Origin of the sequence: Pseudomonas sp. GGS8, from assembly GCF_024168645.1 — a bacterium.
Taxonomy (GTDB): domain Bacteria; phylum Pseudomonadota; class Gammaproteobacteria; order Pseudomonadales; family Pseudomonadaceae; genus Aquipseudomonas.
In genome coordinates, this window is record NZ_JALJWF010000001.1 from 2,668,392 (window position 1) to 2,691,820 (window position 23,429).

The window sequence follows — 23,429 nt, forward strand, 5'->3', positions numbered from 1 at the left end:
GCTCAGACTCCTTGAGAGGTGGACGTTGGGTACAGGCTGTTTTGGGTGTTGAGAGAAGCAGATTCCCGAGGGGTAAAAGGCTCGACCACCCCTCGGCACAAATGGTCGCGAATCAGGTACAGCCCCGCCATGAACCCCCAGACTTCGAGGAACGGGCCATAAGGCGAGGGCTGTTGCTCGACACTGGCGCGATAATTGGCGATATGCCGGTAATGGATGTTGGGGCGACGGTGGTGCGCGTCGTGGTTGGGCAAGTCTTGCGGGTACACATACAAGCGCACCGGCAGGTCGTAGAGCACGCACTTCAGTGCCCAGGCGGCATGGGCGACGACCCCGCTTTCTGGTGGTGTACGGCCCTGGAAACGACCCCAGGTCAGTCGGCCATAATGGCTTTTCTCGGTGCTGTGAGCGTCCCGGTGGTAGAACCACAGGTGCTCGGTAAACAATTGCAGCCACATGGAGTGCTCGAAGAGCACTGCGCGCGGGATCACATACATCAAGCCAAAGGCTTGCAACCCGCCTGTCGCCCACAGCAGCGTCAGCAATACACCCCAGAAGGCCCAGCGAAACAGCGCTTCACGACGGTCAAGACGAACAAAGCTGTCGAGCAACGTCCCACGCCATTGGCGCATCAGGTAAACGGGGCGAAAGGGCGTGCAGCAAACCCGCCACCAGTAGACCGCTTCAGGCATCCCCGGGTAGAACCCTTGCTCGCGGATAAAACGCTGGTCGGGATCCGTGTCAGAACACAACACGTGGATATTGTGGTGTTCGCGCACATGGCTCTGGTTATAGGTGTCCCAGTCCTGGTACAGCAGCGGCGTGGTCAGAAACAGTCTGGCATAGCGCTGTGCACGAGCCTTGTCCTTGAGCACCGCGCCATGGGTCAAGTAGTGGAAGGTCGCTTGCATACTGCGCAAGCGGTTAACCATCAGGACCCAGCCCACCAGCACCAGCAGCACCGCCGTACCCGTGGAGAAGGCACCCTCCAGAACGGCCTGGCCGAGCATCACCAGAGCGATCATCACCGACCAGGTGAACAGCAAATGAACCACCAGAAAGCGCTCACTGTTCTCATTCATTGCGCGCTTTAACGCCTCGGGCGTGAGCGCCTGACCCTTGCCGGTCAGCCAGGTCCAGAAACCCTGGAAGGGCAGGTGGGCATAGCTGGCGCGGACATCGCCCTGTGGCCCGTACTGACAGTAGTGAGTGCATTGACCTGCACTTTCACGAGGGCTCATCAGTAAACCCTGGTCAGATAGAGGACGGGAATGGTGCTGTACAGCCAATAGAAGGGTTGCATGCGATTGTGATCCGCCCCGATGACAATCGGGTTGGTCCACTGCTGGGCAAACACCTTGCCGATGGCTGCATACTCCGCACCCTGGGCATACAGGATCTGCATCAGTTCTTCGTTGCTGCGCTGTTGATGCCAGGCCTGATAGAGCGGCAGTCGTGCACTGAAAATGGAGGCATAGTCGAGATCGTCCTCAACGATGCAGCCGTTGTCCTGATGTGCCAGGCGCTGCTGAGCTTCAGTCGTCAGTGCGTGCCAGCAGTCCTCGCCACCGGCAGCTTCGGCGATCATGATCGACTCGGCGTCAGGGCCGAGAACGTCGAGGATCTTCTGCTGGCTGATTCGCAGTTTGCGAGCGAAGCCTTCGCGTGTTTCCTTGAGACGGTTCAGGGTACTGGCGTCAAACCCTTCAAAATCCCCGGCCGCCACGGCGATCCGGGCATCGATGCCATGCTTTTTCAGCACGGCTTGCAGGTCAGGCAGGGTCTTGACCACGCGTCCGGCGACCAGCCCGATACCTTCGCCCAGATGTTCGAAGGTGTAACGCAGGCGACCATTCTTGTTTTCGTAGCCGTAATCAGGGCACACCGGGGAGACCAGGGTAATGGTTTCACCGGCCAGTCCCTTGGCCAGGGCCTGGGCAAAACGCGCGACAAAGTGCGGGGCTGATTGGGCAAATGACAAGCGCTCAAAGGCCTGCTCAAGATCCACCACCAATTCGTCCGGCAGTTCTCGCATGGCGGGGTATCGCACTTTCAAGGCCGGCGTCGTGGCGGTGTTGTCGTTGATGGCGCACAACAATAAGTTCAGCAGCGAAGGCCGGCTCTGGTTAATGTACGGCTTGTCCAGAATCAAGGTTTTCTTGCCTTGAGTGGAACGGACCTGCCATTGAAAACCAGGGAATTTGGACTGAATGAAACGATAAAACGGCATGTAACGAGGAAGTCCCGTCTGGCCATCGTCCGAGTGTTGGAACTGGGCATAAACAGCTGACAATTTTGACACTTCGCTTTCAATACAAAGTGCCTGCACCAAGTCAGCCGGTGGCTGCTGGGAAAGTGAAATAGGTGACAGCACACGCTTGCTGATCAACTTGTGTGTGAGTTTGTTTCTGACATAGTAATGGGCAAGAGATTGGCTCATGGGATCACCGGTACGAAAGTTCCTGATCAGCAGGCATTAGTTCAATAAGATTAATATTGACGTGGGTGGGCTGATGCAGGGCCCAGAGGATCGAGTTGGCAACATCCATCGGCTCAAGCGGCGTCAGGGTGCTGTACACCCGGTCGGCTCTGGCTTGATCGCCGGCAAATTGAACCAAGGCAAATTCTGAGCGGGTTTTCCCGGGGGCAATGTTGGTCAGCCGGACCCGAGACCCCACCAGTTCGGTGCGCAGGCATTGTCCGAAGTGGTCGACAAAGGCCTTGGACGCGGCATAGACATGGCCGCCGACATAGTGATAGTGAGCGCCAATCGAAGTCAGGTTAATAATGTGCCCGCAACCGCTTTCTATCAGTTTTGGCAATACCGCCCGAGTGACATTGATCAAACCGTGAACATTGGTCTCCAGCATGGTGGATATTTGAACATCCGAGACTTCCAGTAACGTCCCTTGTCCCTGAAGTAAGCCGGCGCTATTGATGAGTTTGCTGATGGCGGCAAATGCATCGGGGAGTTGTTTCAGCTGTGTGTTGAGTGAGTCGATGTCACGCACATCACAGCTGAGGGGATAAAAACGTTCACCCAATTCGTCGGCCAATGCATTGAGGCGCTCGGTTCTGCGCCCGATTCCAACTACCTTGCTTCCCTGTTCGATCAACTTCCTGGCACAGGCCAGACCAATACCTGATGTCACTCCGGTGACAACCACTGTTTCATCAGTGTTCAATTGAAACTCCTTTTCTATTGTATTTTTTTTGGGGTCATTGGCGGGCTGAAGCGTGGGTGCCTGATGAACACCCGCAGATTAGGGAGCTTGGCGAAGGAAGTACCGGTACGGCGATAGGCGTGGGCAACGAACTGTATGGTTGCGCGACCATGACAGTTGAGGAGGCGGTTTCTCGAGAGGGTGCTGGCGTGCGGATCGACGCTTGGTGACAGGCTTTGCCAAGGGGGGTGGGACAGGGAGGAGTTTATTTCAGGCATTAAAAAGCCGGCTTGTGGGCGGCGACCTGTGCGTGGAGGTGGCTGAGAGCGTGGAGTACGCGGTGGTGCCGGCCACGCAATGCAAGGTCGTGAACACGCCGACCGTCGACCCCGCCGCCTGGTTGGGGCACGGTTGGACCGCTTACGCAGCACTGACGCAATGCGTGCAGGTGCGTCCGGGCGACACGGTGTTCGTCACCAGCGGCGCTGGCGCCATTGGTTCGATGGCCGGGCAGATCGCACGGTTACTCGGGGCCTCGCGCGTTCGGTTTCAGTGCTGACGAGTACGCCACGACCCTGTTCGACGCATGGTTGCGGCTGCGCTCGTGTCCCAACAATGGCTGCTGTGAGCCGGCTTCATTCTGGTGTCGCTGAATCTGCGCCTGATCTTCGCCACCGTTGAGCCGCTGCTGGCGATGGCCGCCAATGCGCCCTCATACCAGGCAGACGTGCTGACTTTGCAATCACTCATAAGGATTTGATGATGCGACACTCGCTATGAGCTGTTATTTCGACGCTTATTCTTTGTGCTGCCGCATCCAGCCACGCTGCTACATCAGTGGAAGGTGCGACGGGTGTAATCCGCTCAGCTGAAAGGACTACATTGCGGGTTGGCTCTGGAAGGCGTCCGAATATATTGCGAGTGAAGGGTCGCCAAATTTTTCGAGAGAGCAAGAGATTTTCTTTGCTTACCAGAATTTTTACTGGTCGAACAATGCAGGCCATAACGCCAATGTGATTTGTATAGTTGTTGGCGTATCAACGCGGAGCAACAAGCCGAAGCGCATTTACACGCTGGTAACATCCCTTGGGGCAAAGGAAACTTTATGTTGACTGTCGATGAAAGAGATTACCTTCTAAAGAGTCATCCCCGAAGCATCGGTACTTGTCAGGAAGATTATGGGTTCAATGGAGTTCATCAACGGAGTTGAGAGATCTTGTCTCTGGATTGAGGATGTCCACGCTGAACTTGCCCAATCAATTTCCTCTGTTAAAAGCCGCCTTGACGCAATCGTTGAGTATCGCAAGTCTGGCAGCGAGCGAGGAAAACTGAGTGTTGAGACGCCTCCTTTGTTTCCCTGAGGTGGGGGCTTCTCTGATTGAGTGTTGCTAATTGTTTCGCTCCTATCACCTTTCGATTACAATTATTCGACAACGCACCTGACTAAACGGGTGCGTGCAGGAAGTTTCATTCTCAGGGAAGTGTCGTGTTTTTCAAGCCTCATTCGTGTACCCGGCTGCGTGCTTTTGTGCGGGGCCGCTTCGTCGTGCAACGCTCGTTGTATCCCCTCGCAATCGTCAGCCTGTTTGCCAGTCTTGCCGCCACGGCGGCAGAGCCGAGCGCACAGGAACAGTCGTTGCTGCGCCAACAAGAGCGCGAACGGGTCTTGCGCGAGCAGCTCGAACCCTCTCCTGACGTACGCCTCAAGGCCTCCCCGGATGATGGCCAGGGCCTGCTGCCGGCCAATGAAACTCCATGCTTCACGATTCGCCATATCGTGCTCGAAGGCGAGGATTCAGCCGCTTTCCAGTGGGCGCTGCGTGCCGCCAACCCGGCGTCCGATCCGGCGCTGAACCGTTGCCTGGGTGCCGCGGGCATCAACTTGACCATGAAGCGCATACAGAACCTGATCATCGCGCGGGGTTTCGTCACCACGCGGGTGCTGGCCGCCCCTCAGGATCTGAGCCAGGGGACGCTTGCTCTGGTACTGGTTCCGGGACGCATCAAACACATTCGGTTTGCCGACGGCACCTCGTCGCGGGCGACGCTGTGGAACGCCATGCCCGCCCAACCCGGTGATCTGTTGAACCTGCGGGACATCGAGCAAGCCCTGGAGAACTTCAAGCGGGTGCCCACGGCCGAAGCTGACGTGCAGATTACGCCGGCAAACGACGCTGATGCCAAGCCGGGAGAAAGCGATGTGGTGATCCTCTGGAAGCAAGCTTCCGTGGCGCGCCTGAGTCTGTCGACGGACGACTCGGGCACCCACGACACCGGTAAGTATCAGGGCAATGTTGCGCTGTCGCTGGACAATCCGCTGGGCCTCAATGACCTGTTCTATGCCAGTTTCAGCCACAACCTGGGCGGCGGCAAAAGTGGTGATCGTGGTTCTGAAGGGCACACCCTGCACTATTCGCTGCCGTACGACTACTGGCAACTGGGCCTGACGTCCAGCGAGTACGACTATCACCAGACCGTGGCCGGGAACAATCAGACTTATGATTATCAGGGCCACAGTAGCAACAACGAACTGAGACTTTCACGACTGCTCCACCGTGATGCCGTACGCAAGACGTCGGCATGGGCCAGTGGCTGGTCGCGCACCTCCAGCAACTCTATCGACGACACCGAAATTGAAGTGCAGCGCCGGCGCATGGCGGGCTGGGAGCTGGGGCTCGATCACCGCGAGTTCATGGGCAGCAATACCCTGGATCTGGGCCTTAGCTATCGACGTGGAACCGGGGCGGACCATGCCTTGCGAGCACCGGAAGAAGACCTCGGCGAGGGGACGTCACGGCCGAAGATCATCAGCGCCAACGCCCAGTTGCAAACCCCGTTCCGTCTGGGGACGCAGCAATTTCGCTACATCGGCGCCTGGCGCGGCCAATGGAATCGCTCGCCGTTGATCGCACAGGATCGTTTCTCCATTGGTGGGCGCTATAGCGTCCGCGGGTTCGATGGCGAACAGATCCTCTCCGCCGAACGCGGCTGGACCTTGCGCAATGACCTGGGCTGGTTCGTCTTTCAGAGCGGCCAGGAACTCTATCTCGGCGTCGACTATGGCGAGGTCGGCGGACATTCCAGTCAGTCCTTGTCCGGGCGCCGTCTGGCGGGCTCGGTGGTCGGTGTGCGGGGCGGCTACAAGCAGTTCTCCTATGACCTGTTCGTCGGTCAACCGCTCATCAAACCCAGCCATTTCGAAACGGCCGCCGTAACCACGGGCTTCAACCTCAACTGGTCGTTTTGACGGAGACCGGCATGCACTTCGACAGTCTTGAAATCCTTGCCCCCCAGCTGTCCGACGAACCCTGGAACGAGGCGACCGTGTTCGGTTCCGCCGTCTGGTTGTGGATGCAGTCGGCGGCGCATCGTGATGCGCCGCTGCATACCTTGTCGGCACTGCTGCTGCCGGCGATCAAGCAGCGCCAGTTCATGCTCGCCAGCGAGCAAGGCATGCCGGTGTTTTTCATGTCCTGGATGAACCTCAGTGCCGAGGCCGAGCGGCGCTATCTGAACAATGCTCCGGTGTGCATGTCTGAGGCTGACTGGAACAGTGGCGAGCGTCTTTGGATCAGCGACTGGGTCGCGCCTTTCGGGCATACCCGACAACTGTCGAGACTGCTGCTGCGTCGGCTCTGGCCGCAACGCTTTGGCCGCTTCCTGGAGCATCGGGGCGATGAGCGCGGCTTTCGTATCAAGAAGTGGCAGGGCATCGGCATCCTGCCCGCCGAGGCGCGCGCCTGGTTCGCCGCTCACCCGCTGCTTCAGTAGCTTTCGGCCCCATTATTTTGGCGTCTGGCGCATCTGTGGCCTGGCGCAGTTCAAAAGGAATTGATCATCAACAAGCATCTGTATCGGATCATTTTCAACAAGGCGCGTGGCCTGTTGATGGTGGTTGCCGAAAATGTGAGCAGCGGCTCGAAATCAGCCGGTGGTAGTGCAGCCGGTACAACGTCTGGCGGCGGCTGCGTGGTCCGCTTGACACCCCTGCGTTTTGCCCTGATGGCGGCGCTCGGCCTGATCATGCTGGACGCCTCGTCGGCCCAGGCGGCCGTGGTCGCCGACCCCGGAGCGCCGGCCGCGCAGCAGCCGGGCATCGGGGTGGCCGGGAACGGGGTAACCCAGGTCAACATCACCGCGCCCAGCGCGGGCGGCGTGTCGCGCAATACCTATCAACAGTTCGACGTCGATCGGCGTGGCGTGATCCTCAATAACTCGGCGACCAACACTCAGACCCAGCTGGGCGGCTGGGTGGACGCCAATCCGGCGTTGGGTCGCGGCACGGCGCGGGTGATCCTCAACGAAGTCAATTCGAGCAACCCGAGCCAGCTCAACGGCTATGTCGAAGTGGCCGGGTCCAGGGCGCAGGTGGTGATCGCCAACCCGTCCGGGATCAGCTGTGATGGCTGCGGTTTCATCAACGCCAATCGCGCGACCCTCACTACTGGCAAGGCGCAGTTCGAGAACGGAGTACTGCAGGGTTATCAAGTCGACGGCGGCAAGATAACCATCAACGGTGCCGGGATGGATACGCGTGACAGCGATTACACCGAAGTCATCGCGCGCACCGTCGAGGTCAACGCGGGCATCTGGGCCAAGGACTTGAACATCCAGGCCGGCAAGACCAGCGCCGACAACGGCGCAGCGGGCACGCCGGTGGTCGGCATTGATGTCGCGCAACTGGGCGGTATGTATGCCGGCAAGATCGTCCTGGTGGGCAATGGCGCGGGTGTCGGGGTACGCAATGCCGGGCAGATCGGCGCCAGTGTCGGCGATGTGGTCATCCGGGCAGACGGGCGTCTGGAAAACAGCGGGCAGATCAGCAGTGCCGGTTCGACCACGGTCGAGGCCGGCACCGGAGTCCAGAACAGCGGCACGCTGTACGCCAAGGGCGACCTGACGATCAGTACCTCGGCCGACCTCGACAACAGCGGTATGGTGGCCGCCCAGGGCAATACCCGGGTGACGGTTGCGAACCTGCGCAGCACCAGCGGCTCGACCCTGGCTGGCGGGGTCGACAGCAGTGGCAAGCTGGGTCAGACCGGCGGATTGACCCTGGACGCTTCGGGCCAGCTCAGCGCCCACGGGCAGAATATCGCCGCCGAGAGTTTGCAGGCCCAGGCAGGGGCTCTCGACTTGAGCGACAGTCAGACCTCCGCCGCCCAAGTGACGCTCACCAGCCGCCAGGGTGATGTCGATGTCAGCCGGGCGCGCGTGGCCGCTAAGGGCACGCTGACCGCCACCGCCGCGAAGGTATTGCGCACCGATGGCGCCAAAGTCAGTGCGGCTCAAGTGGGGATCAAGGCCGGTCAGTTATCCAACGTGAAAGGCGAAGTCCTGCAGAGCGGCCTTTCACTCACGAGCATTGATCTGCAGGGAGCACTGGATAACAGTCAAGGTGTGATCGCCAGTCAGGGCACACTGAAAGTCACCGCCGCCTCGCTGAACAACTACCAAGGCAGCCTCGGTTCGGTGAAGTCGAGCCTGACACTGACGGCCACGAACGGCTTGCTGGACAACAGTAACGGTCACCTTGAGGCGCTGCAATCGATCGCGCTGGTCTCGGGCCAGTTGCTCAACACCGCAGGCTTCGTCGGTGCCGGGCAGGCCCTGGACATCAAAGCGGGGACCATCGGCAATGGCGGCGCTGGGCAACTACAGAGCGGTACCGGTACGACAATCGTGGGTGCCAGCCTCGACAATCACGGTGGACGCATCGAAGCGCTGGGCGACCTCAAGTTCACTATCGACGGCAAGCTCGATAACAGCGGCGGCCTGATTCGCACCGGTGCTGATCTGCTGATGACAGCGGCGCAGATCGACAACGCGGGCACCCAAGGCCTGGATCAAGGTATTGGAGGGCGCACCCTCACCCTTACCGCCGATCAGTTGGGCAACCAGGGCGGCTCGATCATTGCCGATCAGGCACTGACCTTGACCGGAAGCGGTGTGGTGAACAACCAGTCCGGGAAGATCTCGGCCGGTACACAGCTTTTGCTGACCGACCGTAACCTGGCGGCTAAAACCCAAGCCGTGAGCAACCAGGGCGGCACCTTGGTCGCCGGACGCTCGTTGACGCTCAACAGCGCCAGCTATAGCGGTAGCGGTCAGGCCTTGAGCCTGGGTGATCTGTCCTTCACGCTCAATGGCGATTACGTCAATACCGGCCTGCTGCAGGCCAATGGCAACCTGACACTGGCAACCACGGGGCTACTGAGCAACCAGACCAGCTTGCAGGCGGGCAACCTGCTGACGCTGTCGGCCCGGCAAATCGATAACGCCGCCCTCGGTGTGATCAGTGCCCCGCAGGTACAACTGAGAGCCAGCCAGTCGCTGGTCAACCGCGGCCTGATCGACGGCCAGTCCACCCGGCTGAGCGCGCCCACCCTGAGCAACCTGGGTACCGGGCGAATCTACGGTGACCAGCTGTCGCTGGCAGCGGGCACGCTGACCAATACCGTCGAAAACGGCACGGCGGCGGTGATTGCCGCCCGCGTACGGCTGGATATCGGTGCGCAATACCTGAACAACAGCGAACACGGGTTGATCTTCAGCGCCGGGGACATGGCCATCGGTGGGGCGCTGGACAGCGCCTACCAGGCCACCGGTCAAGCCCGCGAACTCAATAACGCCAGCGCGACCATCGAGGCCCTCGGCGGCCTGACGTTGAACGCAGCTTCTGTGCGCAACACCAACGAACACTTCTCGACACACGAGGTCGAGGTCTCACGCCAGGCGCTGCAACAGTATCAACTGACCGGCTCGGTCAATCGCTACGATCCGAATCAGATTTCGACCTATAACAACGAAGTCGACATTCTGGTGACACCCGAAGGCAGTAATGACGACTGGAACCGCTACGACCTGACCCGTGTCGTGACCCAAACCCAGATTGCCAGTTCCGATCCCGGGCAAATACTCGCCGGCGGCAATCTGCGCATCAACGCCGACCAGATCCTCAACGACAAGAGTCGGATCATCGCCGGTGGCGCGTTGCAAGCCAGCGCCAACAGCCTGACCAACACCGAAGTCGCCGGACAGCAGGTCACCACGGACAGCGGCGCACTCGAACACTTTTATCGCCACCAGCGCAAAGGCCGCGACCGTCAGGGGATGGACTCTGCCGCCTACAACCCGGCGCCCAGTGTGCAGGCCATTTCCTTGCAACCGACGGTCTATAAACAGAACACCGCCCCGCAAGGCAGTGGCACCCAGCTCGCCAGCCTGAGTCTTGGGAAGGTGGGCGCTAGCGAGGTGTCCAGTCGCACGATCACTGCACCCAGCCTCACGCCGATCAGCGAGGTACTGGCCAATGCCACCAACAACGTCGGTGGCGTGGCAGAGCGCATTCTCACCGGCGGGGTGAACAGCGCCTTGCCGGACAACGCACTGTTTCGGTCGATGCCCAGCAGCACCTCCGGCTATCTGATCGAGACCGATCCGCGCTTCACCAACTATGGCAAATGGCTCTCTTCGGATTACATGCTCGGCAGGCTGAACCTGGACCCGGCGGCGACCCAGCAACGCATGGGTGATGGTTTCTATGAGCAGAAGTTGATTCGCGAGCAGGTGGCGCAACTGACCGGTCGCCGTTTCGTCGACGGCTATGCCAACGACGAAGCGCAGTACCGAGGCCTGATCGACAACGCCGTCACCTACGCCAATAGCTGGAAGCTGATTCCCGGTGTGGCCCTGACCGCGCAACAAATGGCCCAACTGACCAGCGATATCGTCTGGTTGGTGGCCAAGAATGTCACCTTGGCCAGTGGCGAAGTCCGCAGCGTGCTGGTGCCGCAGGTGTATGTGCGGGTCCGTGATGGTGACATCAACGGTGCGGGCGGGTTGATGGCCGGGCAGCAACTGAACCTGAACGTGACGGGCAATCTGGTCAACAGCGCGAGCTTGTCGGGACGTCAAGTGGTTGCGATCAAGGCGGACACGCTCAGTAACCTGGAAGGGCGCATTCAAGGCAGCGCCGTCAGCCTTGATGCGACGCAGGACCTGAACAACCTCGGTGGCCAGATCGCCGCCGACAAGAGCCTGATGGTCAGCGCCGGGCGTGATCTGAATGTGCGGTCCAGCACGATCACCACGCATAGTGCGCAGGGCAGCCAGACCAACCTGTCGCGGGTCGCGGGTTTGTTCGTTTCCGATCCGGCGGCCAGCCTGATGGCCACTGCCGGACGTGACATCAACCTGCAGGGCGCGCAGGTGGTCAATAGCGGCAGCGCGGGCGTCACCAGCCTGTCCGCCGGTCGTGACCTGAACCTGACGACGGTCATCGAGAGTCGCGACCAGAGCAACCACTGGGACAAAGACAACTGGCGTACCGAAACCAGCCGTAGCGAGAGTGGCAGCAGCCTTAAGACCCAGGGCGACCTGGGCCTTCGCGCCGGCAACGACCTCAACGCGCGTGCCGCCAGCCTCAGCAGCACCGCTGGTGCGGTGATTGCCCAGGCGGCGCGGGATGTCAACCTGACGGCCGGCGAGAACGCGCGCAGCGCCGACGAAGCGCACAAGGTCAAAGGCAGCAATGGCTTCCTTTCCAGCAAAACCACGACCACCCGCGACTCCACCAGTGAAACCACAGCCCAGGGCTCGCACCTCGATGCGCAGCAACTGGCGGTCCAGGCTGGTCGCAACCTGGTGGTTCAAGGTAGCCAAGTGGTCGCGGAAAAAGGCGCGGCGCAGCTCCAGGCCGGCAACGATATTTCGATTATCGCCGCGGTCGACAGCATGCAGACGCGCCACGACAAAGACAGCAACAGCCGCAGCCTGGGTGGATTCAAGGCCAGCAAAGTGACCGACAAGGTCAGCGAAAGCCGGACCACGGCGGTCGGCAGCCTGGTCTCCGGCAACAGCGTCGATGTCCACGCAGGGCAAGACGGACTGGTCCGCGGCTCGTCGCTGGTGAGCACCGCGGACCTCTCGGTGAGCGTGGGGCGCGATCTGCAGATCGACGCGGCGCAAAACACCTTCAGCCGCGACGAACTGCACAAGGAAAAGAACCGCGACTTCACCGGCGTGCTGACGGGGAACAAGCTGGGCCTCGATGACATGACCGGCAACCAGCACCTGTCCATCAGCAGCCAGAACCATACCGGTAACTCCTCGGAAACCACCTTGACCGGCAGCACCCTCGGTTCCAGTGCCGGCAATGTGTCGCTCAACGCCGGTCGCACGCTTGGCGTGACCGCCAGTGACCTGGTCAGCACCCAGAGCATGAGCCTGACCGGTGCCAACGTGACCCTCGCTGCCGGTATGGAAAGCGCGAGTCAGAGCAGTACCGACGAGAGCCGCAGCCTGGCGGTGGGGCGAGTGGTGGGCGGCATGGTGATCGATAGCATCAACACCATGCGTAGCGCGATCAAAGCCGCGAACAGCGCGGATGATCCTCGACTCAAGGCGGTGAAGTGGGCGCAGGCGGCGTTGGCGGGTTACAACCTGGGGGGCGCGTCGTCGGATGCCTACGATGGTCGGTCGGGCTATGCGGATAAGAAAGGCGGTTCCGGCAGCAATGGTTCGTTGATCAAGATCGGCACCGAAGTGGCGAGCACCCACAACACCAGCACCAGCGAGTACAACAGCCAGACCGCCAAGCAAAGCTCGCTCACGGCCGGTAAAACCCTGACGATCATCGCCGATGGCAGCGCGCCGGGAACGGCGGGCGATATTCATGTCATCGGCAGTAGCCTGAAAGCGGCCGATACGCTGTTGCAGGCGAAGAACAACATCACCCTGGAAAGCGCGCAGAGCACCGCGAAGTGGGCCAACGACAGCAATAACGACCGAACCGCCATTGGTGTCAGTTTCAATATCGGCCAACAGAATGGCTTCACCCTCGATTTGGGCGCGTCTATCGCCAAGAGCATGGGCACAGGCGATTCGGTAACCCAGGTCAACAGCACGCTGGATACCGGCTCGCTGGTCCTGCGCAGTGGACAGGACACCACCCTGGCTGGCGCGCAGGTCCGGGCGCAGAGCATCAAGGCGGATATCGGCGGCAACCTCACTATCACGTCGCGTCAGGACAGCGAGACGCAGAAGAGCAAGCAGGGCAGTGCCGGTTTCGGCGGGAGCATCTGTATTCCGCCGTTCTGCTACGGCGCGCCCGTGGCGGCTTCCGCCAGCCTGGCGGCCGGCAACATGAACAGCAACTACAAGGCGGTAACGGATCAGAGCGGTCTGTTCGCCGGGGCGGGTGGTTACAACATTCATGTCGGCGACAAGACCACGCTGCAAGGTGCGGTGATTGCCAGTGAGGCGTCTGCGGACAAGAACCTGCTGGACACGAATCGGTTGATTGTCAGTGACATCAAAAATACCAGTGACATCAAGAGTCAGTCGGCTGGTTTGAGCGTGTCCGGAAGCTCAAGTGGTGGTGGAAGACCAACGGCCTCTCTGGGTGGTTTGTTTGGTATAGCGCTGACTGACTCGGATCACAGCAAAACTCGCAGCGCGGTCAGCGAGGGCACGATAGTCGTGCGTAGCGCCGAGGGCGCGAATGATTTGGTTGGGCTCAACCGCGATACCGCAAATGCCAATCAGAAGCTGGACAAGCCTGATGAAAAGGCCATGCAAGAGCGCATGGAGCTTGTAAGGAGTTCGGTAGAACTGGCCAATGGTCTTGCGGATGCCATCGCTACGGCAAAAATGAAGGCGGCTCAAGAGTCCAATAGCGAAGAATCGAAGGCTGCTCGACAGGCGCTGTTGGACAAGGGCAATCCTGACCCGACCAATGAGCAAATCGCCGATCAGATCAGTCGGGAATACGGAGTGGGCAGCAGCTTCAGAAAAGCAGCCCAAGCCGTCACCGCGATTGTTGGAGGGGTGGCTGGTGGAAATATTGGTGGTGCTGTAGCCGGAGCAGCGGCACCTTATCTTGCTCAGACTGTAAAGCAAATGACGGAGGGCGACGATACCGCGAATCTGATGGCTCACGCTGTTCTAGGGGCGGTGTTAGCTAGATCGGGAGGAAATTCAGCGTTGGCGGGTGCGGCTGGCGCAGTGGCGGCCGAAGAAACTGCACGTCTGATCAGGAAAGAGCTCTACGGTGACATCAGCGATGACAATCTGACCCAAGAGCAGAAACAGACGATTTCCAGCTTGTCCACATTGACAGCAGGGATCGCGGGGGCGGCAGCTGGCAATAACTCGTTGAATGCGGTAGCGGCGGCGCAGGTTGGGAAAAATGCGGTAGAGAATAATTATCTGAGCGTATCAGAAGCAAAAACAAAAAAAGGGCTTGAGTACAAACAGTTACACGAGCCGCTTACGCCTGAAGAGACTCAGAAGTTAGCCGACATCAATAAGGTTGATAAAGATAGAAATGCTGCTATTCAGGCTGTCTGCACTGCTGGGAACAAGTCGGGGGGCGCTTGTGGCACCCTGGTGGCGACTGCGCAAGATGCGCTTAATGAATATGGTAAGAACGTAACTTATAACCTGCTGTATAAAGATTTATACCCGAATGATGCAAAAAATGTTGAGACTGTTTTGCTGGGGTTGGATCATGAAAGTGTGACGCGAGATGCAGCCATTACTGCAATGGCAAAAGAGTCAAAGCTAAGCTGGGATGAGCAGGCAAGTCGTTATGATACGGCCATGACCCTGCAAGCGTTGACAGCTACGATCGCGGGATATTCTGGTTTCAAGGCTACGTCACCTGAGGCTCCGGTCACAAAAGGGGCTGCGTCTAAGAATGCGAATGCAACAGGCATGCTTACGGATTCGGAGACTGCGGTATTAACCGAAAGAAATGTTATCGAAGGAACGGCTAAGGGCGCTGCACCAAAAGTGGCGGCAGAGGGAAAGGTAGGAGGTCAGACCTTCCAAGACGTCAATCAAACCGCTCGTCCACTCAACGAGGCGGACCCGAAAATACCTTCGTTGATCACGGATAGGATTGCAGATAAAGCCGCTACGAATCCTGGCAAACGTTATCCAAACGGAAATATGAAAGATGCCCACGCTGAAATCGGTGTGATCCAGCAAGCATATAGCTCTGGTAAAACTGCCGGAGCGGACATGTCTATGACAGTCGCAGGGAAAGATGTATGCGGATTCTGCAAAGGTGACATAGCCGCTGCCGCAGAAAAGGCTGAGTTGAAATCTTTGACCGTAAGAGCTATAGATGATAAAACAGGACTTCCGAAAAACTATTACTGGGAGTCAGGTATGAAGTCTATTAAGGAGAAAAAATAGATGATCATCGGAGGGTATACCCTTAGTCCTGAGCATGGCAGATCGCAAATCCCTCTCATTGATCAGCCGACCATGGAAGATGTAAGGTCCATTATATGTGAATATAGTAAAGTCGACGGCGTCGCTTCGTTGTCTATTTCCCCGGCACCTGAAGCCGGACCTTACGAAATCAATCTTTATGCTGATTCTGGAAATTATATTCTGATGCTGAACCAATACCTTGATGATGGTGAGCATGTTGTGCGTACTCTTAATAATACGTCGACTGGAGCAAAATTGGTTGATGTTCTGGGCGATTACTATCCGGCGAGTTTTGTCACAAGAGATATAGATATCGTTATTTCTTGTTTTCAAGAATTTTTGAGGTCCGGTGATGTAAGCTTTACAGTGTTGAATGCTTAAAGTAAAAAAGTATGTAGGGTGCAAAAGCAACTGGTGGCGCTGCCGGAAAGGTAGACGAGTTTATTCCTCCAGGAATGGATCCCCCATTCCGTCCTGTTAACCCAGAGTTTCCGCCGAGCAAGTCTGTTGTTGATGCAATGGAGAGCCCGCAAATTAAAAAAAACATGGTGGGTTGTTCAAGAACAGACTGTTCAGATATTGCAAGCAAGTTATTTGATGCTTCTGGTGGTAAAGGGAAGGTTATTAGAGAAAAGGGGACGGATTTATTTGTTAGGGGCGAGTCTCGTCATTGGAAGCTAATAAATAAATCTGTCACCTTTTTGCAGTTAATATTCTTGATAATCAGGGTGTCATGCTACGCCCACCGAGGAAGACGCCGTAATGGAAGAGAGAGTTACCTATGGTGAAATCCGGGCTTGGTTTCTGGGGAGTTATTATAGCTATTGCAGAGTTAAGCTCAGCCACCAAAGCCCATGGGCTGAAGGTGAAAGTGAAGCAGGATATGCCTATAGTGAACTTGAGAACTCCTTTGATTTGCCTATTGAAAAATTAATGCTGGAGGTCTTAGCACTTATTCTTTCGGCAGGCCGGTCTTCGGAGAAAATCCAGAAGTATCATCTGGATGTTATTTCTGGATTGCTAAAGCAGATTGAACTTCCTTCTGTTTTGGAGGAGCTGCCTTCTGATGAGGCGGCAGAACTAATAGAAGATCTTAGATTGTTAGATTTGTATTAATAAAATAGCCCTAGTCGGGGCTATTTTATGGTGCAAAAGGGCTTGGAAGTAAGGTCGATGACTTACTGCCAAACCTCAATACTCGGGTACTTGTCGGACCTAAAGGGGACGGATTTATTTTTTATACTTGAGTAAGGTGATAGTCCTGTCAGGCACATCGAAAATAAATCCGTCCACTTTTAAATTGACGGCAAGTAATTTTAATAATGTACATGGAGTGTTCATGAAAAAAACGTCACTGCTAATGTTGAGCCTGATTCTGACGTTGCCAGGGTGTAAATCCAACGTCAGAGACTCTTCCCCCAGTTTGCTCAATAACGGCATCCAACTGCACCAGGACAAAGTGACCGTCGATACGCAACACGCCAAGGTCATCATGAAAGCGTCGGGTGCCACCTACCCAGTAGAGTTTTCGATCAGGCGCGCAACGGATCCTGACCAGCGAATGGATGTGCAGGGAACTGTTGCGGATACCGGCCGGGGCAAGGTGTTCGGCTGGATTGCCACGCTCAACGAAACGGTTAACAGCGCAACGTTGAAGCACTTCCCACAGTTGGAAGTACAGGCCGACGCCGATCAACCGTTCGAGGTATCGGGTTACGCCAGTGGCGAGAGCATTGGCAGTCGCTACCGATGTGGCCCGGTCAGAAGCACTTTCACACCGGAACGAAGCAAGGTTTATCTGGTGGAGTTTCAGTTTGTGGATGACCGCTGTGAACAGCATGTCTACGATGTCACTCAGTCAGAAGCGCGTATTCCTGTCGCGAGTGTAGCGGGTCGTTGAGTCCAAAGGTACGGGTAAAATCTAAAAGGGAAGACGGATTTATTTTCATGCGCGGCTGACCAGCAGCGCATGCATAAAATAAACTCGTCCCCCTTTAGCCATAGATCGGCTTAATGTTATTAAGCCTCTTTTGCCGGGTGTACGACGCGGCGTTTTAATCACTGGAAAATAGTGATGAGAAAAATTATGTTCACTGCGTGTCTGCTGTCGATAGCTGGTTGCGCCACCCCACATACCTCCGATTTCACTCACGCTGTCCCAGGCTGTCAGTCGGCTACTGCCAGTGTTAATAATCGAGCGGTTACGACTCTATTTTGCATCAAATCCATTGCCAACCAGCCATCGCAGTATCAGGTCAGAGTCAACGATCAAGCTGTTTTCACTGGCACCGATTACGAGCGCGTCAAGTTCGAAAAGGCAGTGAAGGAGGGCATAGTTAACGGTGGCTGCAATGAGCTGATTGAGGCTAAGGAAGGCAGCACCCAAAAACCTATGATGCTAAAAGACCTGCCACTCGAACTGGTTGTCAGTTGCCACATTGCCGCCGACGCTGCGGGCAACTCTCAACCCTTCAGCAAGGATGCGGCCTGCGACAAGGTATTCTACAAGGCCATAATGCCGCTGCTAGGCAAGGTGATACCGGTCGAAGTTGCACGTCAATGCACCGTCAAGATGGGGCCGCAAACCATTTTTGATGAGCGATTCAACTTCTGACTTATAGTGTCATTAAAATTCGTCCCCTTTTCGATTCGGCCAATGGACGTTCCTTTTGGTCCTCATTAGAAATATCAAATCAACGGGTCAATGATTTTGGATGTTTCTAAGGTGGGTGCGATAAGAGATGCCCTGACGGTGTATCTCTCAAATGGAAAAATTGAAGAATGCGCGACATTTTTTAGACAAAAGTCCGATGACGTTCCTGAGCTATTTCGTCTGGAGCTTTTAGGAAATATTAGTTTCTATCAGGGGGATATTGTCGAGGCAATCAAGTTTTATGAGGCGGCTACGTTGCTGTCACCTAAACATCTGATTCCTCGATATTTTTACCTGGCTGGCGTGAAGAATGAGCGGAAAGGAAATTTTGTTGACGCGTTCAAATATTACCAAACTGCAATTGAAGCAGAACCTTCATTTGTTGATTCCTATGTGGAGCTTGGAGCGTTGTTAGTGAAGGTTGGTGATTTCGCTTCTGTCCGGCGTCTTTAAATCCCCATCCAGCGCGATACATCATCCACAGAAAAGAAGGTTTAATCCAGGTCATGCGTTCCATCTTGAAAGGCGGGGAAACGAATGTTTCCTGTGCCAATGCGCGTCTGTGATGGCGTCCGAATAGGCTTGATAGACGCGAATGGTTGTCGCATCGTAGACCGCCCTGATTTGAGGATGAGGTATTTCAGAAAATTGCTTGTTCATATTCCAGGGCGTCCTCCTGATGCCTGGGGTCGGGCACCATCGCTCAACTGGCTGCGTTTGGCGCTGGCTTCAAGCCTGGCTTTTTTGAGAATCACCTCAGGGAATGAGCCCAGGCCCATCTCCCTACGACGGCCTGCCAGTTGAAAGCGAAGTAGCCAGGATTTACGCCCGGTAGGTTTGACGACCAAGCGAAGCCCATCACCATCTTCGTAGGTGCCGGGCTCGGTCAGGTTTTCGACTTGTTTCGGATTCAGCTTATCCATTGGATTTCCCCTCTCGTCCCTTTTGTCCCCCCACCTGTCCCGACACTTCATCGTCGGATGAGGTCAAATGGCGTCAAACACCATTGGACAAGGAAGAGCCAAGAGCGCCCGTGATAGCTAGGCTATCAGCAGGATTCTCAGATGGAATAGGATTATTTCGGACAATTAAAAAGCCGGCTTGTGGCCGGCTTCTCGGGGACGGGCTTGGTTTATTTTTGGTAAACCGCGCCAGCCTTCAAAACGTACACCCGGATCTTGCGTCCGGCTGTGGGACTTGGCGAGAAAGTGATCTGCCTTGTCGGTGCGATCTGAGCCTTGGAAAGGTCGATGCGCAAATGTGGGGCGCAGCATACTGATTTTTTTGAGGAATTCCCAGCTTGGCGTGCGGAAGTAGAGCTTTGCGGGGATGATTTGGTGTGGCCGCGTGGACGCTGTGGCGAGAGGATTGCCCCTGTTGCGGCGCGGAGAGTGTTCTGAAGCGGGTTATCCAGAAGCACCGCAGCGACTGCTGCGCAGTCGAACGGGGCGGTGTGGCGTTACGACAAGCCCCCTCGCCACATTGGATCACTGGGGGATTTACAGAAACGGCACTACTGGCCTGCGTTTGTTGAGCGTGGACCACCAGAACACCCACCCCAGTACCCTGATGTTCTGCTTGTCGATCTGTTCGGCACTGAAGATCTCATCCGGATACTCAGTACGGTTGTGGCTGCGCAGCCGAAGCGCATTCCCCGGCATCCGGTGCAGGTACTTGATTCGCAACATCCCGTCATGTTCGATCGCATAGATCTCGCCGTCGATAATCTGCGTAAGCCCGCGATCAATGGCGAGGGTAGAGCCGTCTTCAATCTTTTCGGCCATGCTGTTACCGATCATGTGGGTGCAGATGGCATTGGCATGTTTGATTTCCAGGGAGTCGAGGTGGCTGTGGGGCAGGCGGATGGATTGGCCTGGGTCTTCGACAACGTGGGTTTTGTTGGAGCCTGGGGCGGTGGTGGTTTCTTTAAAGAAGGGCAGCTCGACATCGATGGGCTCTATCACCGTGTAGATGCCCCGGATGGCCTGGGCGTCGAAGGTGTTGCCAGACTCGTCGAGCACACGCAGGCGCGAGGACTCTTTCGGGCCTTCGCCGGTTTTCAGCCAGTCACTGTTTACAGGCAGAAGTCGGGAGACTTCTTCCATGCGATAAGCAGGCACACCACGGGTGTACCAGTTATGGATGTTTTGCGCTTCCGTGTCGAAGAAAGCGGCAAATCCTGTCGTTGTGATGTTGGCTGCTTCGAGGAGCGCTCTAAACCGTGGGCCGCTAGTGTTCTTTTTCATAAACACGAGTTTACGGGCGCAGGGTGGGGGTTTGAATAAACGACCCGTTCAAATTTCTAGGGAAATTTAAGACCGGATGTAAGACGCTTTTCGTAAAAAATAAACAGGCAAACACCTAGGCTGAAATGCTGAAAACTCATTGTTAAAGGCGTTCCAGGCGCCCACAAAAAACCCCGGATCAACCGGGGTTTTTCTTGAAGCGTGAGGCTAGAAGCCAGCCGTTGCTTCTCAGCCTTTGTAGGCAGCAACCGACTTGGTGATCGCGTCGCGGGCGGCGTCTGCACCGGCCCAGCCTTCGATCTTCACCCATTTGCCTTTTTCGAGGTCTTTGTAGTTCGCGAAGAAGTGCTCGATCTGCTGGATCAGCAGAGGTGGCAGATCGGTGTATTCCTTCACGTCCACGTACAGCTGGGACAGCTTGTCGTGTGGGACTGCGATGACTTTGGCATCGCCGCCGCCGTCGTCGGTCATGTTCAGGATGCCGACTGGACGCGCGCGGATCACCGAACCTGGAGCAACCGGGTAAGGGGTCACGACCAGCACGTCGAGGGGATCACCGTCGTCGGCCAGGGTGTTCGGGATGTAACCGTAGTTGGCCGGGTAGAACATCGGGGTGGCCATGAAACGGTCAACGAACAGGCAATCGCTGTCTTTGTCGATTTCGTATTTGATCGGCGCGTGGTTGGCCGGGATCTCGATCGCGACGTAGATGTCGTTCGGCAGGTCTTTGCCAGCCGGAATCTTGCTATAGCTCATTGGGCGGTGCCCCCGTTAGTTGACCAAAAACACTTGGCCGGATTGACCAAAAAGTGGCGGCGATTATAGGCATATTCCGCCACCGTTGCTATGTGCCAGAGGTCGTGTAGACCTTAGTCGTGAGCCTGATAGACCGGATCATTGGCCTGAAGTTGCCTAAGTCTTGCCAAGGGATCCTGCCGGTAAAACAGCCTCAACTGTTCGTAGACCTGTGGATAAGCCTCGTGCAGCAGATCCGGGGCGCTGAAGAAGTATTCGCTGGTGACCGCGAAAAACTCGGCGGGGTTTTCCGCCGCGTACGGGTCGATGGCCGTTTCAGCGTCCGGGTTGCGCTCCAGTTGCCGGTCGAGGTCGTTATAAGCTTCCTGCATGACCTTGGCCCAATCGCTGACGCGCATGTCGGCGTGCAGCGGTGGCAGGCCATTGGCGCTGCCGTTGAGCATGTCGAGTTTGTGCGCGAGTTCGTGGATCACCAGGTTGTAGCCTTCCCAGCTACCGCTGGCCATTACGCCGGGCCAGGCGAGGATGATCGGGCCTTGCTGCCAGGCTTCGCCACTGTGCTCGCCGTCCCATTCGTGTTCGACGCCGCTGGCATCGCGATGACGCTGAGGGCTGAGGAAGTCGTCGGGGTAAAGGATGATTTCGTGAAAACCCTGATACCAGTTCAGATCGCCCAAATGCATAAGCGGTAATTGGGCCTGGGCGGCGAGCAGCAGGCATTGCTCCTGGTGGAGTTCGACGCCGGGCAGGGTGGTCAGGTGTTTGTCTTGCAGGAACAGCACGCTGGCTTCGCGCAGCCAGCGGTCTTCGGCCGCGCTGATGCCATCGAGGAAACTCAGGTGTTGGCGCACCCGTTGCCACATGTCGTCGGCAATCGGATGCCTGGCCAGGGTGCGCCGGCGTCGCCAGGCGCTAAGGGACCACATTGTCAGTCAGCGGGGTTCAGCTTTGGAGGCAGCATTAGCGAGGCGGCTGCGGATCACGCCGATGATCATCGGTAGCAGTGACACCAGGATGATACCCACCACCAGCAGTGACAGGTTTTTCTTGATGAACGGTACGTTGCCGAAGAAGTAACCGAGGGTTACCAGGCCACCCACCCAGAGGACGGTGCCGAAAACGCTGAAGGCAAAGAAACGCGGGTAAGGCATTTTGCCGACACCGGCGACGAACGGGGCAAAGGTACGGATGATTGGCATGAAGCGTGCCAGGGTCACGGTTTTGCCGCCGTGCTTGTCGTAGAAATCGTGGGTTTGTTGCAAGTAGTCGCGGCGGAAGATTTTCGAATTCGGGTTGCTGAACAACCGTTCGCCGACGGTGCGGCCAACCAGATAGTTGGTGCTGTCACCGAGGATCGCCGCCAGCATCAGCAGGCCGCCCAACAATACCGGGTCCATGCCGCCACCGGCCGCCACGGCGCCGGCGATGAACAGCAGGGAGTCGCCCGGCAGGAACGGCATCACCACCAGACCGGTTTCGCAGAAGATCACCATAAACAGGATGGCGTAGATCCATGACCCGTAGTTAGTCACCAGCAAGTCGAGGTAAACGTCGAGATGCAAGATAAGGTCGATCGGGTTGAAATCCATGGAAAGCACCTGTGGTGATGGCCCGACTCAGCGGGCCTGTGCGGATGGCTTCGCGTAAGACTACAGCTGGGTGTAATTTTTCTTACGAGCCGGGAGGTGTGGGCATTATACGGGGTGAAAAGTGAAAAGCGCGTCGAGTTTGTAGCGAGGAATGTCAATGTGTTGCGGGGGTTGTCGGAAAAGATCGCAGCCTTCGGCAGCGCCTGCATTGACCGGGGCTACCTCGACCCTGTAGCTGCCGAAGGCTGCGATCTTTTTGGGGCCGACCTTAAAGCCCGTCACTGATAGGCAACACGTAGTTCTTGAACTCGGTGTCTTCCCTGAACCCGATGGATTCGTAGGTTTTCTGCGCGACTTCGTTGTTGCTGCTGGTGGAAACGCGCATGCGCACGGCATTGGTTTCCTTGGCCATTTTTTTCGCGGTGCGGATCAGGTTGTCAGCCACCAGCTGGCGGCGGGCGTCTTCGGCGACGTAGATGTCATTGAGGATCCACACGCGTTTGAGCGAAAGAGACGAAAAGCTCGGGTACAACTGACAGAAACCCATCAATTTGTTGTTGTCGTCATCGGCCAGGGCCAGGTAGATCACCGACTCTTTGCGCCGCAGGCGCTTTTCGAGGAACGCTCGGGACGAGTCCGGATACGGCAGAGAGCCGTAAAACTCGCGATATTTAACGAACAATGGGGTCAGCAGGTCCAGGTGTTCGAGGGTCGCTTGAATAATCCGCATGGTAGGTCTCGTCTTCAAGTGGCTGTCTTACATGGTGACGGCGATAGGAAACCCTTGGCGGCCGTG

At 57.0% G+C, this 23,429-nt stretch carries 19 protein-coding genes and 1 pseudogene; 11 read left to right on the plus strand and 9 right to left on the minus strand.

Annotated features, from left to right (window positions below):
* Positions 1 to 2: 2 nt before the first annotated feature.
* The 3 genes from J3D54_RS11945 to J3D54_RS11955 form a co-directional block, all read right to left on the minus strand.
* Positions 3 to 1,241 (minus strand): hypothetical protein, encoded by a 1,239-nt coding sequence (locus tag J3D54_RS11945; protein ID WP_253418235.1) that lies wholly within the window; start codon positions 1,239 to 1,241, stop codon positions 3 to 5.
* Entirely contained in the window at positions 1,241 to 2,230 is a 990-nt protein-coding gene (locus tag J3D54_RS11950) for a hypothetical protein (protein ID WP_253418238.1), read from the minus strand. The genes J3D54_RS11945 and J3D54_RS11950 overlap by 1 nt, the downstream gene beginning before the upstream one ends.
* A gap of 214 nt (positions 2,231 to 2,444) precedes the next feature.
* A complete protein-coding gene (locus tag J3D54_RS11955; protein WP_253418242.1) occupies positions 2,445 to 3,185 on the minus strand; it encodes an SDR family NAD(P)-dependent oxidoreductase in 741 nt (246 codons plus the stop codon).
* 295 nt (positions 3,186 to 3,480) lie between these two features.
* Between J3D54_RS11955 and J3D54_RS11960 the strand changes: the two genes are divergently transcribed.
* From J3D54_RS11960 to J3D54_RS12000, 11 genes are all read left to right on the plus strand, one after another.
* Positions 3,481 to 3,723: a hypothetical protein gene (locus tag J3D54_RS11960; RefSeq protein WP_253418245.1), complete on the plus strand. Its 243-nt coding sequence runs from the start codon at positions 3,481 to 3,483 to the stop codon at positions 3,721 to 3,723.
* A gap of 355 nt (positions 3,724 to 4,078) precedes the next feature.
* Positions 4,079 to 4,276, plus strand: coding sequence for a DNA methyltransferase (locus J3D54_RS30405; protein WP_367399648.1), 198 nt, complete (start codon positions 4,079 to 4,081; stop codon positions 4,274 to 4,276).
* 33 nt (positions 4,277 to 4,309) lie between these two features.
* Complete coding sequence (locus J3D54_RS30410) at positions 4,310 to 4,525, plus strand: type IIL restriction-modification enzyme MmeI (RefSeq protein WP_367399649.1); 216 nt, start codon at positions 4,310 to 4,312, stop codon at positions 4,523 to 4,525.
* A 125-nt stretch (positions 4,526 to 4,650) separates the two neighbouring features.
* Positions 4,651 to 6,411 (plus strand): ShlB/FhaC/HecB family hemolysin secretion/activation protein, encoded by a 1,761-nt coding sequence (locus J3D54_RS11965; protein ID WP_253418248.1) that lies wholly within the window; start codon positions 4,651 to 4,653, stop codon positions 6,409 to 6,411.
* Between the two features lie 11 nt (positions 6,412 to 6,422).
* On the plus strand, positions 6,423 to 6,935 hold the full coding sequence (locus J3D54_RS11970; protein WP_253418251.1) for a toxin-activating lysine-acyltransferase: 513 nt from the start codon (positions 6,423 to 6,425) through the stop codon (positions 6,933 to 6,935).
* A 60-nt stretch (positions 6,936 to 6,995) separates the two neighbouring features.
* A complete protein-coding gene (locus J3D54_RS11975; RefSeq protein ID WP_253418254.1) occupies positions 6,996 to 15,368 on the plus strand; it encodes a hemagglutinin repeat-containing protein in 8,373 nt (2,790 codons plus the stop codon).
* On the plus strand, positions 15,369 to 15,770 hold the full coding sequence (locus tag J3D54_RS11980) for a hypothetical protein (protein WP_253418257.1): 402 nt from the start codon (positions 15,369 to 15,371) through the stop codon (positions 15,768 to 15,770). It begins immediately after the preceding gene.
* A 381-nt stretch (positions 15,771 to 16,151) separates the two neighbouring features.
* Positions 16,152 to 16,505: an Imm2 family immunity protein gene (imm2, locus tag J3D54_RS11985; RefSeq protein ID WP_253418260.1), complete on the plus strand. Its 354-nt coding sequence runs from the start codon at positions 16,152 to 16,154 to the stop codon at positions 16,503 to 16,505.
* Positions 16,506 to 16,728: 223 nt separating this feature from the next.
* The gene (locus J3D54_RS11990) at positions 16,729 to 17,289 is read left to right on the plus strand and encodes a hypothetical protein (RefSeq protein ID WP_253418263.1); all 561 of its coding nucleotides are present in this window, start codon (positions 16,729 to 16,731) and stop codon (positions 17,287 to 17,289) included.
* Positions 17,290 to 17,463: 174 nt separating this feature from the next.
* Entirely contained in the window at positions 17,464 to 18,003 is a 540-nt protein-coding gene (locus tag J3D54_RS11995) for a hypothetical protein (RefSeq protein ID WP_253418266.1), read from the plus strand.
* A 90-nt stretch (positions 18,004 to 18,093) separates the two neighbouring features.
* The gene (locus J3D54_RS12000) at positions 18,094 to 18,495 is read left to right on the plus strand and encodes a M48 family metallopeptidase (protein WP_253418269.1); all 402 of its coding nucleotides are present in this window, start codon (positions 18,094 to 18,096) and stop codon (positions 18,493 to 18,495) included.
* Between the two features lie 224 nt (positions 18,496 to 18,719).
* On the opposite strand, the pseudogene J3D54_RS12005 reads toward J3D54_RS12000, so the two are convergent.
* The 6 genes and pseudogenes from J3D54_RS12005 to J3D54_RS12030 all read right to left on the minus strand — a co-directional run.
* Positions 18,720 to 18,965, minus strand: a pseudogene (locus J3D54_RS12005) (Arm DNA-binding domain-containing protein); the annotation flags it as partial.
* A gap of 576 nt (positions 18,966 to 19,541) precedes the next feature.
* Positions 19,542 to 20,288, minus strand: a complete 747-nt coding sequence (locus tag J3D54_RS12010; RefSeq protein WP_253418272.1) for a S24 family peptidase — start codon at positions 20,286 to 20,288, stop codon at positions 19,542 to 19,544.
* Positions 20,289 to 20,516: 228 nt separating this feature from the next.
* The gene (ppa, locus tag J3D54_RS12015) at positions 20,517 to 21,044 is read right to left on the minus strand and encodes an inorganic diphosphatase (RefSeq protein WP_008052339.1); all 528 of its coding nucleotides are present in this window, start codon (positions 21,042 to 21,044) and stop codon (positions 20,517 to 20,519) included.
* Positions 21,045 to 21,157: 113 nt separating this feature from the next.
* Complete coding sequence (locus J3D54_RS12020) at positions 21,158 to 21,970, minus strand: zinc-dependent peptidase (RefSeq protein WP_253418275.1); 813 nt, start codon at positions 21,968 to 21,970, stop codon at positions 21,158 to 21,160.
* 6 nt (positions 21,971 to 21,976) lie between these two features.
* Positions 21,977 to 22,633: a DedA family protein gene (locus tag J3D54_RS12025; protein WP_253418278.1), complete on the minus strand. Its 657-nt coding sequence runs from the start codon at positions 22,631 to 22,633 to the stop codon at positions 21,977 to 21,979.
* A gap of 268 nt (positions 22,634 to 22,901) precedes the next feature.
* Entirely contained in the window at positions 22,902 to 23,363 is a 462-nt protein-coding gene (locus tag J3D54_RS12030; RefSeq protein ID WP_253418281.1) for an N-acetyltransferase, read from the minus strand.
* Positions 23,364 to 23,429 lie beyond the last annotated feature (66 nt).